The sequence below is a fragment of the Mesorhizobium sp. M7A.F.Ca.US.005.03.1.1 genome (genome assembly GCF_003997975.1).
Classification (GTDB): Bacteria; Pseudomonadota; Alphaproteobacteria; order Rhizobiales; family Rhizobiaceae; genus Mesorhizobium; species Mesorhizobium ciceri.
The window spans coordinates 1-11,691 of sequence record NZ_RZRO01000141.1; the positions used below are offsets into that span (position 1 = coordinate 1).

12 protein-coding genes, 1 tRNA gene, 1 pseudogene and 1 riboswitch are annotated in these 11,691 nt (G+C 63.6%); of the genes and pseudogenes, 3 read left to right on the forward strand and 11 right to left on the reverse strand.

Going from position 1 to position 11,691, the window contains the following annotated elements:
- The 4 genes from EN990_RS32805 to EN990_RS32820 form a co-directional block, all read right to left on the reverse strand.
- Positions 1-111: bifunctional adenosylcobinamide kinase/adenosylcobinamide-phosphate guanylyltransferase (locus EN990_RS32805; RefSeq protein WP_206526368.1), on the reverse strand; the 111-nt coding region annotated here is incomplete at its 3' end.
- The gene (locus EN990_RS32810) at positions 104-874 is read right to left on the reverse strand and encodes a CbtA family protein (protein WP_127368369.1); all 771 of its coding nucleotides are present in this window, start codon (positions 872-874) and stop codon (positions 104-106) included. The genes EN990_RS32805 and EN990_RS32810, both read right to left, overlap by 8 nt.
- 15 nt (positions 875-889) lie before the next feature.
- Positions 890-1,069 carry a CbtB domain-containing protein gene (locus tag EN990_RS32815; protein ID WP_013531117.1) on the reverse strand — a complete coding sequence of 60 codons (180 nt, stop codon included), beginning with the start codon at positions 1,067-1,069 and terminating at the stop codon, positions 890-892.
- Between the two features lie 35 nt (positions 1,070-1,104).
- A riboswitch (cobalamin riboswitch) is annotated at positions 1,105-1,301 on the reverse strand.
- A gap of 65 nt (positions 1,302-1,366) precedes the next feature.
- Positions 1,367-2,566: an MFS transporter gene (locus tag EN990_RS32820; RefSeq protein WP_013531116.1), complete on the reverse strand. Its 1,200-nt coding sequence runs from the start codon at positions 2,564-2,566 to the stop codon at positions 1,367-1,369.
- A gap of 223 nt (positions 2,567-2,789) precedes the next feature.
- On the opposite strand from EN990_RS32820, the gene EN990_RS32825 reads away from it, so the two are divergent.
- Together EN990_RS32825 and EN990_RS32830 are read left to right on the forward strand one after the other, a co-directional pair.
- On the forward strand, positions 2,790-3,788 hold the full coding sequence (locus EN990_RS32825; protein ID WP_063168230.1) for a DUF1624 domain-containing protein: 999 nt from the start codon (positions 2,790-2,792) through the stop codon (positions 3,786-3,788).
- Positions 3,785-4,261, forward strand: a complete 477-nt coding sequence (locus EN990_RS32830) for an isoprenylcysteine carboxylmethyltransferase family protein (protein ID WP_024501351.1) — start codon at positions 3,785-3,787, stop codon at positions 4,259-4,261. The genes EN990_RS32825 and EN990_RS32830 overlap by 4 nt, the downstream gene beginning before the upstream one ends.
- A gap of 84 nt (positions 4,262-4,345) precedes the next feature.
- Here EN990_RS32830 and EN990_RS32835 read toward each other — a convergent pair whose 3' ends face one another.
- The 3 genes from EN990_RS32835 to EN990_RS32845 all read right to left on the reverse strand — a co-directional run bounded on the left by EN990_RS32835 (position 4,346) and on the right by EN990_RS32845 (position 6,582).
- Entirely contained in the window at positions 4,346-4,732 is a 387-nt protein-coding gene (locus tag EN990_RS32835; RefSeq protein WP_013531113.1) for a MerR family DNA-binding transcriptional regulator, read from the reverse strand.
- A 157-nt stretch (positions 4,733-4,889) separates the two neighbouring features.
- Positions 4,890-6,308 carry a magnesium transporter gene (mgtE, locus tag EN990_RS32840; protein ID WP_013531112.1) on the reverse strand — a complete coding sequence of 473 codons (1,419 nt, stop codon included), beginning with the start codon at positions 6,306-6,308 and terminating at the stop codon, positions 4,890-4,892.
- A gap of 189 nt (positions 6,309-6,497) precedes the next feature.
- Positions 6,498-6,582, reverse strand: a tRNA-Leu gene (locus tag EN990_RS32845).
- Positions 6,583-6,816: 234 nt separating this feature from the next.
- Here EN990_RS32845 and lipB point away from each other — a divergent pair.
- Positions 6,817-7,560 (forward strand): lipoyl(octanoyl) transferase LipB, encoded by a 744-nt coding sequence (gene lipB / locus EN990_RS32850; protein ID WP_027160542.1) that lies wholly within the window; start codon positions 6,817-6,819, stop codon positions 7,558-7,560.
- 20 nt (positions 7,561-7,580) lie between these two features.
- Here the strand turns inward: lipB and EN990_RS32855 are convergent, their stop codons facing one another.
- The 4 genes and pseudogenes from EN990_RS32855 to EN990_RS32875 all read right to left on the reverse strand — a co-directional run.
- Positions 7,581-8,831: a site-2 protease family protein gene (locus EN990_RS32855; protein ID WP_127368370.1), complete on the reverse strand. Its 1,251-nt coding sequence runs from the start codon at positions 8,829-8,831 to the stop codon at positions 7,581-7,583.
- Positions 8,832-9,350: 519 nt separating this feature from the next.
- A complete protein-coding gene (locus EN990_RS32865) occupies positions 9,351-10,034 on the reverse strand; it encodes an ABC transporter ATP-binding protein (protein ID WP_027160544.1) in 684 nt (227 codons plus the stop codon).
- Positions 10,031-11,317 carry a lipoprotein-releasing ABC transporter permease subunit gene (locus tag EN990_RS32870; RefSeq protein ID WP_013531108.1) on the reverse strand — a complete coding sequence of 429 codons (1,287 nt, stop codon included), beginning with the start codon at positions 11,315-11,317 and terminating at the stop codon, positions 10,031-10,033. The genes EN990_RS32865 and EN990_RS32870 overlap by 4 nt, the downstream gene beginning before the upstream one ends.
- Positions 11,314-11,667: pseudogene (locus tag EN990_RS32875) on the reverse strand (His/Gly/Thr/Pro-type tRNA ligase C-terminal domain-containing protein); the annotation flags it as partial. The pseudogene EN990_RS32875 and the gene EN990_RS32870, both read right to left, overlap by 4 nt.
- Positions 11,668-11,691: the final 24 nt, after the last annotated feature.

The window sequence follows — 11,691 nt, forward strand, 5'->3', positions numbered from 1 at the left end:
GGCGATATAGGTCCAGGGCGGCGGCAAGGCGGTCGCCAAAATTTCGGCGCGCGCGCTCTTGCCGGAGCGCGCACCGCCGATGAGGAAGGTCAGTGTCTTGCGATCAGGCAAAGCTGTCGCGCAGGCTGGTCGCGGTGCCGGTGAAGCGGCCGCGCACCACGCCGACAACCGCGCCGAGCACCAGCCAGAACACCAGATTGGTCACGGTCACCGCCACCACGAACTGGTGATGCAGCCCTTCCGGAATCGCCGTCTCGTAACTGTCGGGCTGCGGTGCCCCGACAACATGCGGTGCGACGATCAAAAGGACGGCAAGGATCGCCAGCGGCAGCGACTTGCGGAACGCGATCAGGCCGAGACCGGCAGCGGTTGCCGCCACCGTTGCCCACCACCAGATCTGGCGCTGGGTGAGATCGGCGGCCGGCATGGCCGGCAGTTCCGGCGGCAGGCCGAGGCCCGGTGCCAGCGTGAACACGGCAAAGCCGGCCAGGCCCCAGAACACGCCCTGGCGCCAACCACCGATGCCGCCGGCGAATTCGGAAACCGCGACCAGGATCAACCCGAAGCCGATGCCGGTGACGATGTTGGCAAGCACGCTGAAGGCGAAACGCTCGAAACCGTCTGCCGGCGCCCAGCCCTCGTCTTCCGCCGCAGCAGTCGCTTCGGCAGGGGCCGGAGCGGCTGTGCTCATGGCATTGCTATTCGTTGCTGCCGGAGCGGCATGGTCATGGTGATGCCCGCCGCCCGCCTGTTCGTAGACCTCCGCCTTCAGGATCAGCGGCACGGTCGCATAGGCCTGCATGCAGGCAAGAACGACGCCGGCCACGAGCCCTGCGATCGCCGCGATGAACACGACGTTGCGAAACAGGTTCATGATGTCAGCCCCTCGTCAGTGGCAGGGAAATGCCATCGAATGGCGATAGTCGTGAGCCGCATTGTGGACCGCATCGATATGCGAGAAGCCGACAAAGCCCATCACGAAAATGCCGAGCAGCGCGGCAAGCGCGAGCTGCATGAAGCGCGACTGCGAGGAGACGGAAGCGCCGAGGGAGACGGAAGCGGTAGTCATGTCTTGTCCTTTCGCCCTCCACCCGAGGGCATCGAAGTCAGTTTCCTGTCGCCGGCAGGTCTCCTGGCTCACGGATCAGCGTCCTTCCCCACCTTCCCGAAGAAAAATCTTCAGTGGCATATGGAGAGGACTACCGCACACAGTTGCGGGGGCAGCCACGGCATTGGGCGAAATCCGCCCTTACCGCATTCCCTCTTGGCTCCAAAATGGAACCGGCGACACCGGCGACTATAGGCAGAATCCTCGCGTCCGGCAAACCAAATTCCGCCGGCGACCGTTGCGAATGCGCCATGAAGGTCAAAGCGATTTCGGCAGATAGCGCCACGTCACGAAGCCGCAGACCGCCGCCAGCAGGCCCAGCGTGACGAACACCGAGCCCAGGCCGAAGAAGGCCAGCACCACCGAATAGACCAGCGGCGGCGTCAGCTCGGAAAAGTCGAGATAGGTGCGATAGACCGCCGCCATCTGCGATCTTTCATAGGAGCGCACCGAGCGCATGAAGGCGGTCGAGCCGAGCGCATCGAGCGCAATGGTGAAGAAGGCGCCGCAGAGCAAGAAGGCGCCGGTGAGCAGCGGCACGGTTTCGCCGACGAAGCCCGCCGCCAGAAGCGCGACCGACATGGCGAAATAGGCAAATGTCATGGTCCTGCGGCCGCCAAAGCGCTTTCCCGCCTTGCCCCAGAAAATCGCCATGAACAAAAGCGCGTTGCCGGCCGAAACCAGCAGGCCGCCGGCCAGCTTGCCCTCACCCGTAATGACCATGAACAGCGGCCCATAGACGAAGAACGTCGTCCAGAAACAGGAGCGCCCAAACGCGATCAGCCAGGCCAGCCTGAGCCTGGGCTGGGCGATGAAGCGGCCGATATTGGCGAGCGGATTGGCTGGTCGCGTCTTGCCGGGACGGATCGACGGGTTGTCGCCGAGCCGGTAGGTCCAGAACAATGCCAGCAGCGCTAACGCGAACACGGCCACCGCGCCATGCGCGGCATAGACGCCGAAGCGCGTGTAGAGGAAGATGCCGAGCGTCGGCCCACCGGTCCAGGCCAGCATCGACCACGCCATGCGCAGCGATTCGGCCTGCATGAAGTCGGTCTTGCGGATGTGGTCCATGATGTAGAGGTTGAGCGTGATCGACAGCGCGCTGGCTCCCATCACCCGGCACAGCATGCCGGCCAGTTGCCCGGCAAGCGTGTCGGTGACGAAGAACAGCGAGCCGATGGCCAGCAGGCAGGCGCCCGCCGTGTAGACCCAGCGCCGGGCGAAACGGCGGATCAGCATCGGCATGAACAATGTCACCGACAGGCCGAGCATCGCCACGACGGTGTAGAGGATCGAGACGATCTGCTCGTTGTGCAGGATCTCGTAAGCTTGGATCGGGATGACGCTCGACACCGTGGCGCGGGCGAAGGATTCGACCGCATAGAGCGAAGCGAAGGTGCGCGCGTCCGCGGCCTTGAGGGCCGGTAGCCAGATCGGATGGCGCACATGGGTGGACATTGCTTTCCCCGAAGCAGATTCACCGGGTCAAATCTGCCGTGGCGACCTCAGCGCCAATAAGAGGAAACCGACGTGCATCCGGCAAAAGCGAAGCCGGCCAAAGGCTTTCCGGCACTGGCCCAATGCCGCGGCTGATCCGGCGTTATCGGCAGGGTTGCCGGTCTTCTTTTGTCCTGGGCAACCGTGATAGTCCTCCAGCGGGGCTGAATCAGAATGCGAGACCATGAGCATCCAAACGCCGACCGCGCCCGTTCAGGATCGACCAAAGCGCATCGTCGCCATCGACATCGTGCGCGGCATCGCGCTGATCGCCATGGCAAGCTACCATTTCACCTGGGATCTGGAGTTCTTCGGCTACACCGATCCCGGCCTGACCGCCTTCGGCTGGTGGAAGATTTACGCGCGCTGCATCGCCTCGACCTTCCTGTTCTTGGTCGGCGTCAGCCTGTATCTCGCCCACGGCCGACAAATCCGCTGGAACGGCTTTTGGAAGCGGTTCGCCATGGTCGCCGGAGCCGCGATCGCGATTTCGGTCGTCACCCGCATAGCCACTCCGGACGGCTTCATCTTCTTCGGCATCTTGCACGAGATCGCGCTGGCCAGCCTGCTCGGTCTCGCCTTCCTGCGCCTGCCGGCGCTGCTGACGCTTGTCGTCGCCGCGCTCGTTATCGCCGCCCCCGTCTATCTGCGCTTCGAGGCCTTCGATCACCCATGGCTGTGGTGGGTCGGCCTGTCGGCGACCAATCCGCGCTCCAACGACTACGTTCCGCTGTTTCCGTGGTTCGGCGCCGTACTTGCGGGCATCGCGGTGACGAAACTCGCCGCAGGTGCCGGCCTGCTTGCCAGGCTTGCCAATCTGGCGCCCGGTCGCTTGGCCAACCCGCTGGTCTTCATCGGCCGGCACAGCCTGGCTTTCTATTTGATCCACCAGCCGCTGCTGATCGGCTGCGTCTGGCTGTTCTCGCAGATCATGCCGGCGCAGGTCGAAACCCCGCAGGTGAATTTCCTCAAAACCTGTCAGCTGTCCTGCGAGCAGTCGCGCGACACCGAGTTCTGTACGAGCTACTGTGTCTGCATGCTCGATACGCTCGAGGGCGAGTCCACGCTTGATAGGCTCTACAACAACGATCAGACTGCGGAGTGGAAAGCGCATTTGTCCGATCTCGCCGGCATGTGCACCGCCAAGACCGACAGCAAGTTGATGGAGGGAGGGGCCGAATGACCGAGAACCAGCCGAAGCCGGGGCTCATACCGTGGCCGCCGCTGATCTACATCGCCGCCATCGCCGTCAGCATCGCACTGGGCCTGCTCTATCCCCTGCCCTGGATCGGCGACCTGCTGGGCGATATCCTGTTCGCGGCCGGCTGGGTGGCGCTGTTTGCCGTCGCCGCACTCTGGTTCACCGCGATCCGCACCATGATCCGGGCCAAGACCACGCTCAACCCCAACGCTGTACCCGATCACCTGGTCACCACGGGTCCCTTCGGCGTCACCCGCAATCCGATGTATCTGGCCAACACGCTGCTGTTGATCGGCGTCGCCTTTGTCTCGGGCATCGTGTGGTTCCTGCCGCTGGCGTTCATCGCCGCCTATGCCACGCAGAAGGTGGCGATCGAAGGCGAGGAAAAGGTGCTGGCGGCAAAATTCGGCAAGAAATACCGCGACTACGCCAAACGCGTGCGCCGCTGGATTTGAGCTGGCTTTCAAGCGGCCAATCTCCCCCTCGTGGGGGAGATGTCCGGCAGGAGAGAGGGGGGCGCTGTCCCTCAAACTCTCTGCCTAGGTATTCACGCCAAGCTCCACCAGCCGCTCCACACAAGACTCCTCGGCCTGGTCGAGTTCAGCCAGCGTCTCCTCGAGGTCGCGGCGTTTCTGCCGGAGATCCTCGCGCTTTTCCTCGATGCGCTTGATCATCAGGTTGAGCTGGCCGACTTCGCCGGGCGGCTCCTTGTACATCTGGATGATTTCGCGAATCTCGTTGATCGAGAAGCCAAGCCTTTTGCCGCGCATGATCTGGCGAATGAGCTGCCGGTCGGAGGGGCGAAACAGCCGCGTGCGGCCGCGCCGCACCGGCTGCACCAGTCCTTCGTCCTCGTAAAAGCGCAGCGTCCGCGTCGACACGTCGAACTCGCGGGTCAACTCGGTGATCGAATAATATTCTCGCATTGCCACTCCCACACGCCGAAACACCGGGGCGATCGCCATGGCGGCGTCACCCTTCTGTCCCGAACCAAAACCCATGCCATGCCGGAATCGACATGGCGCCCCGCGCGAGCCTCGCACGGCATTTACGTAAAAGTCAATTGAGCCAAAAGGCGTGCCTTCAGGGCACGCCGAACCACCACGTGGCAATGCCGAGAAATGCAAAGAAACCGACGACGTCGGTAACCGTGGTGACGAAGACCGCCGAAGCGACCGCCGGATCGACCTTGAAACGATCGAGCAGCAGCGGGATCAGGATGCCGGCCAGGGCGGCCACGAACATGTTGATGATCATCGCCGCCGCGATGATCCCGCCCAGATTGGGATCACGGAACCAGGCTGCCGCGACGATGCCGATCAGGATGGCGAAGACGATGCCGTTGATGAAGCCGACACCCATCTCGCGGCGAATGATGCGGCCGGCATTGTAGATGTCGAGATCCCTGGTCGCCAACGCCCGCACGGTGACGGTCATGGTTTGCGAGCCGGCATTGCCGCCCATGCCCGCGACGATCGGCATCAGCACCGCCAGTGCCACGATGTGTTCGATCGTGCGGTCGAACAGGCTGATCACCGACGCCGCCAGGAACGCGGTCAGAAGGTTGATCAGCAGCCACGGAACGCGTGAGCGCGAGGTCGAAAAGATGCTGTCGGAAAGCTCTTCGTCGCCGACGCCGCCCATGCGCATCAGATCTTCCTCGGCCTCCTGCTGGATGACGTCGACGACATCGTCGATGGTCAGAACGCCAACCAGCCGTTCGTTCTCGTCGACGACCGCGGCCGACAAAAGATCGTACTGCTCGAATTCCCGCGCCGCCTCTTCCTGGTCCATGGTGGCCGGAATGGCGTGCCGCGTCTCGTGCATCACCTCCTCGACCTTGACCGAACGCTTGGTGCGCAGGATCTGGTCGAGGTCGATGGCGCCGAGCAGCTTGAAGCTCGGATCGATGACGAAGATCTGGCTGAAGCGCTCGGGAAGATTGTTGTCCTCGCGCATGTAGTCGATGGTTTGGCCGATCGTCCAGAACGGCGGAACCGCGACGAACTCGGTCTGCATGCGGCGGCCGGCCGTCTCTTCGGGATAATCGAGCGAGCGGCGCAGCCTGATCCGCTCGGTGAACGGCAGTTGCGACAGGATCTCGTCCTGGTCTTCCTGGTCGAGATCCTCGAGAATGTAGACGGCGTCGTCGGAATCGAGCTCCTGCACCGCCTGCGCGATCTGCGCATTGGGCAGATTGTCGACGATCTCCATACGGATCGCCTCGTCGACCTCCGTCAGCGAGGAGAAGTCGAAATCGGCGCCCAGGAGTTCGACCAGCGCGCGGCGCTGTTCGGGATGCAGCGCCTCGAGCAGGTCGCCGAGCTCCGACTGGTGCAGGTCGTCGACTTCATGCTTGAGGGTCAGCGTGTCGCGGTCGGCGATCGCCGCGCCGATCCGCGCCAGGAAGGACGAAAGCACGGCGCCGTCCTCGCCATAGATGTCGGCGTGGTTGTCCTCGGCGGCCCCGGCGCCGGTCGTCCGTTCGTGCTCGCCTTCCACCAGCGCCTCCCGCCACAAGAATCCCGGAAAAGGTGCAAATCAGGTCTAGAGCATCGGACCCAAAAGGGGAAACCGGTTTTGGAGAATCCGACGCTCAAAAAGAAAGTGGCGTAAAGTGCGGGAATATCAACGAAATGCGTCCGGCCCGCAGCGGGCGAGACCGGCACAAATCGGATTATGGGAAGAGAATGGTGCGGTCGAGAAGACTCGAACTTCCACGGGTTGCCCCACAGCGACCTCAACGCTGCGCGTCTACCAATTCCGCCACGACCGCACGTGGTAGAGCCGGAACCGACCGGCTCGCGGCGTGTAGCAAATCGTTTCCGGTGAAACAAGTGCACGGCAAGCAATAATGTCAGGCGATTGGCATAATGCTCCACAGGGCCCGAACGCAGCGCCGGAACTGGACGTTTGCGCCTGATATCGCCATATGGAAGGCAAGTTGATGTCGCCCAAAGGTGCGAGGCGTTTTTGGGCGCGCCATGGACAAACGAAAAGACGATACGCCATGACCGAACGCAGCCAGATCGCCACGTCGTTCCTGCCGCTTCCCGGCTCGGCACCGGTCGAATGGCTGATCGAGCCCGGCCTTACCGCCTATCCCGAGGCACTTGCCTTCATGGAGGCGCGCGCCGAGGCGATCCGCAGCGGCGCTGCCGGCGAAATGGTCTGGTTGGTCGAACACCCGCCGCTCTACACGGCCGGCACCAGTGCCCGTGGCGAGGATCTGATCGACGCCAGCCGCTTCCCGGTCTTCGCGGCCGGACGCGGCGGCGAATACACCTATCATGGGCCGGGCCAGCGGGTCGCTTACGTCATGCTCGACCTGAAGCGGCGGCGCGAGGATGTCCGCGCCTTCGTCGCGGCGCTCGAACAGTGGATCATCGGCACGCTTGCCGCTTTCAATGTGCGGGGCGAGCGCCGCGAGGACCGGGTCGGCGTCTGGGTCGTGCGGCCGGATCGCCCTGCTCTGCCGGACGGCTCGCCGGCGGAGGACAAGATCGCGGCCATAGGCATCCGGCTGCGGCGCTGGGTGAGTTTTCACGGCATCGCCATCAATGTCGAGCCCGATCTCGACCATTTCAGCGGCATCGTGCCTTGCGGCGTGCAGGACCACGGCGTCACCAGCCTCGTCGATCTAGGCCTTCCCCTGACCATGGCCGATCTTGACCTGGCGTTGAAATCCGCCTTCGAGGATGTGTTCGGTCCCGCCACGGCGTTGCCTGTCGAAGCCGAGCGCAAAGCCGGCTGATCTTCCGGATCCGGTACGGCTCAAATCAGTTGGGCAGAGGCCCACAACACGCCATAGCCATGGATGGCGAACACCGCCAGCAACGCCGCCGCCATGGCCAGCCGGTCGATGGTGCGGATCGGCTTCAGCTCGTGACGCGGCTTCACCCCACTGCTCATCGTCAGCAGGCTGAGGAGCGAAAACACCGCTCCCGTCGCGAGCAGGAAGGTGGCGGAAAAGCCGGCCTGCCAACCCACGGCCAGGAAAGCCGAGAGCAGGAAGAAGGAAGCCAGCGCCAGCGCGACCGGTCCCGGACAGATCTGGCGCAGCACCTGGCCGCCGTCGAACTTCCACACCGGCACCAGATTGGCGATGTTGAACAGTGCGGCGAAGCCCGCCAGGGTCGCCAGCAGGGCCGCCGCCAGCCGGTGACCTTCCGCGCCGGCAAAGGTGCTTGCGGCGATGGCGATCGGCACCAGGAAGGCCGAAAAGCCGGCGCCCATCAATGCCACGAAAGCCACTTCGAAACGGCTGTCATAGGGCCGCCCGCCAATGGCGATGCCGCCGAGCAGCGGAATGAAGATCATCCGCGCCCGATTGTGGCCCATCAGCCGGAACGCCGCCATATGGCCAAGCTCATGCAGGGCGACCACCGATGTGAGGATCGCGGCCAGTGCCAAACCGCCGAAGTGAAGGCCGAAGAATGGCCACAGGATCAGCGCCGAAAGCCCGGCAAAGCCGACCTGACTGAGCGGATGCTCGAACCAGCCGCCCTTGCGATACTTTCCGGTCCGCGCCCAGCGCTGCAGCTTGGAGAATTCGCGGCGCAGGGCGAAATAGCGGAACACCAGGAAGGCAACGCCACGATAGCGATCGGTCTGGCTGAGCGTCACCCGCGTGCTGTTGCCTTCCGAAACGAGTTCGGCGGTTTCGCGAAAATCCTTCCAGAACGAAGCGTCGAGTGCCGTATCCTCGATGACACGCATCGAGAAGCGGCTGCCTTCGACGACGTCTTCAAACCGCGACTTGCGTTCGATCGGCTTGCCGTCGCGACCTTCCCAGGACAGCGTGATGCGGGCCACGCCCTCGCCGTCCGGGGCCTCGGCGGACAGGATCTCACCGGACCAGCCGGCATCGCTGCCGAGCGGCCACAGCGCCTGCCAGAGGCGCTGCCGATCCATCGCCACCAGACGGGTCAGCCGGACCGTGCGTAAACCAAGCGGCACCGTCATCAACAGAAAGATCAGCCCGAGATTGCTGGCCACCAGAATGGCCGTGACGATGGGCGACACCTGGACGTTGCTCCCTGTCTTGCCGGGGCACTCTAACGTCGCTGCGGCAAGAAAAGCTTAACGGCGGAGCGGTCTTCGACCGCATGGGACCCACGGCGGCGAACGCCGCCAAATCACATGGCTCCGATCCAGATTGCCATGGAGACGAGAAAGGTGCTCATGCAAACCAGTGAGATGACATCCTGAACCAGATCGGTCATAACTCTCTCCTGTTGTTGATATGTTCGTATTTTGTTCTAATTTTGTTCAAATGTCAAGGCGCACAATCCGGCCGTGTCCGAATTTCCGGGCGATCAGATCGGCAGGGTTAAGAAAAGGTTGACGGGCGAACGACGGTTGCCCAGCGCCGACCAGGGCACGACGAGACTGGGGTCAGGCAGAGCCGAGAATGGTGGATTTCGAGAACCGGAGCGGAGCGTACTTTTGGGTACGCGAGCACCATTCTACCGCGACGGGGTAGAACGGGAAGCGCAGGAAGCCGCCTTTCGCAGGCCGGCCTCACCCCAGTATCGCCGTGCCCTAGAGCGGCACCACTTTGCCGTCGGCTAGCGTGACGCGCCGGTCCATGCGCGATGCCAGTTCGTGATTGTGGGTGGCGATCAGCGCCGCGAGGCCCGATTGCTTGACCAGCGCCGCCAGCGCCTCGAACACATAGGACGCGGTGACCGGGTCGAGATTGCCGGTCGGCTCGTCCGCCAGCAGTACCAGCGGCGCATTGGCGACCGCACGCGCAATGGCGACGCGCTGCTGTTCGCCGCCGGAGAGCTCGGACGGCCGGTGCGCCGCGCGTTTGCCGATCTGCATGTAGTCGAGCAGCTGCGCCGCGCGCTCGGCCGCGTCCTTGCGGCTGAGCCCCTTGATGAGCTGCGGCATCATGATGTTTTCCAGCGCCGAGAATTCCGGCAGCAGATGATGGAACTGGTAGACGAAGCCGACATCGTTGCGGCGGATCGCCGTGCGCTCGTCGTCGGACAGCCGCCCGCAGGCGCGGCCGGCCAGGATGACGTCGCCGGCGTCGGGACGCTCCAGCAGGCCGGCGGTGTGCAGCAGCGTCGATTTGCCGGTGCCAGACGGCGCCACCAGCGCCACCATCTCGCCGCGCTTCAGCGAGAAGTCCGCACCATTGAGAATGGTGAGCTTTCGCGGTCCCTGGACGTAGTGCCGCTCGACGCTCTTCAGCTCGATAATGACCTCGGCCACTATTCGTACCTCAAGGCTTCGACCGGATCGAGACGCGCGGCGCGCCATGCCGGAAACACCGTTGCCAGGAAGGACAGGCCGAGCGCCATCAGGACGACATAGGTCGTCTCGCGCGGATCCATCTTCGCCGGCAACTGGCTGAGGAAATAGAGTTCAGGATTGAACAGCACCTTGCCGGTCATCCACGAGAAGAACTGGCGGATCGATTCGATGTTGGTGCAGATCAGTACGCCGAGCAGCACGCCGGCAAGCGTGCCGGTCACGCCGATCGCCGCACCCGTCATCAGGAAGATGCGCAGGATGGCGCCGCGCGACGCCCCCATGGTGCGCAGGATGGCGATGTCGTGGCCCTTGTCCTTCACCAGCATGATCAGGCCGGAGATGATGTTCAGCGCAGCCACCAGCACGATCAGCGTCAGGATCATGAACATGACGTTGCGTTCGACCTGCAGCGCGGAGAAGAAGGTCTCGTTGCGCTGGCGCCAATCGACCATGTCGATCGGCCGCTGCGCCGCCGCCTCCACTTTCGGTTTCAGCGCATCGACATCGTCTGGATTGTCGACATAGATCTCGATCGTTTGCGCCCGCCCGTCCATGTTGAAATAAAGCTGCGCTTCGGAAAACGGCATGTAGACGATGGACGTGTCATATTCGGACATGCCGACTTCGAAGATCGCCGCGATCTTGTAGCCCTTCATGCGCGGCGTGGTGCCGATCGGCGTCACGTCGCCGTCGGGCGAAATCAAGGTGATGGTATCGCCAAGCGTCAGGCCGAGATTCTCAGCCATGCGCTTGCCGATGGCAACGCCCTCGCCAGAATCGAAATCGGCGATCGAACCCTGCTTGATGTTGCTGGCAACGATGGCGATCTTGCTCAGATCCTCGCCGCGTATGCCGCGAACCAGCGCTCCGGTTCCGCCGCCGACATTGCCTTGCGCAAGCACCTGGCCATCGATCAGCGGGATGGCGTATTTAACGCCTGCTACACCGTTGATGCGGCTGGCGACCTGCGCATAGTCCTCCAGCGGCGAATCGAGCGGCTGCACGATCAGGTGGCCGTTGACGCCGAGGATGCGCGTCAAAAGCTCCGCCCTGAAACCGTTCATCACCGCCATGACCACGATCAGCGTGGCGACGCCCAGCATGATGCCGAGGAACGAGATCGAGGCGATCACCGAGATCACCGTCTCCTTGCGCCGCGAACGCAGATAGCGCCAGGCGACCATGCGCTCGAAGATGGAAAAGGGTCCGGCGCCGACCGATCTTGCCGCCACCGCCTCGCTCATGCGGCGACACCGAAGCGCTTCTTCGCGTCCGCGATAGGCAGCGTCTCGCGCTCGCCGGTCTTGCGGTTCTTGATCTCGATCTCGCCGGCGGCGACACCGCGCGGTCCGACGATCACTTGCCAGGGAAGGCCTATCAGGTCGGCGGTGGCGAACTTGCCGCCGGGCCGCTGGTCGGTGTCGTCGTAGAGCACGTCCTTGCCGGCGGCGACGAAAGCGGCATGCAGTTCGTCGCAGACGCCGTCGCACTCGGCGTCGCCCGCCTTCATGTTGATCAGTCCGATGTCGAACGGCGCCACCGCCTCCGGCCAGATGATGCCGTTATCGTCATGGCTGGCTTCGATGATCGCCGCCGGCAAGGACGTGCTCTACGACTG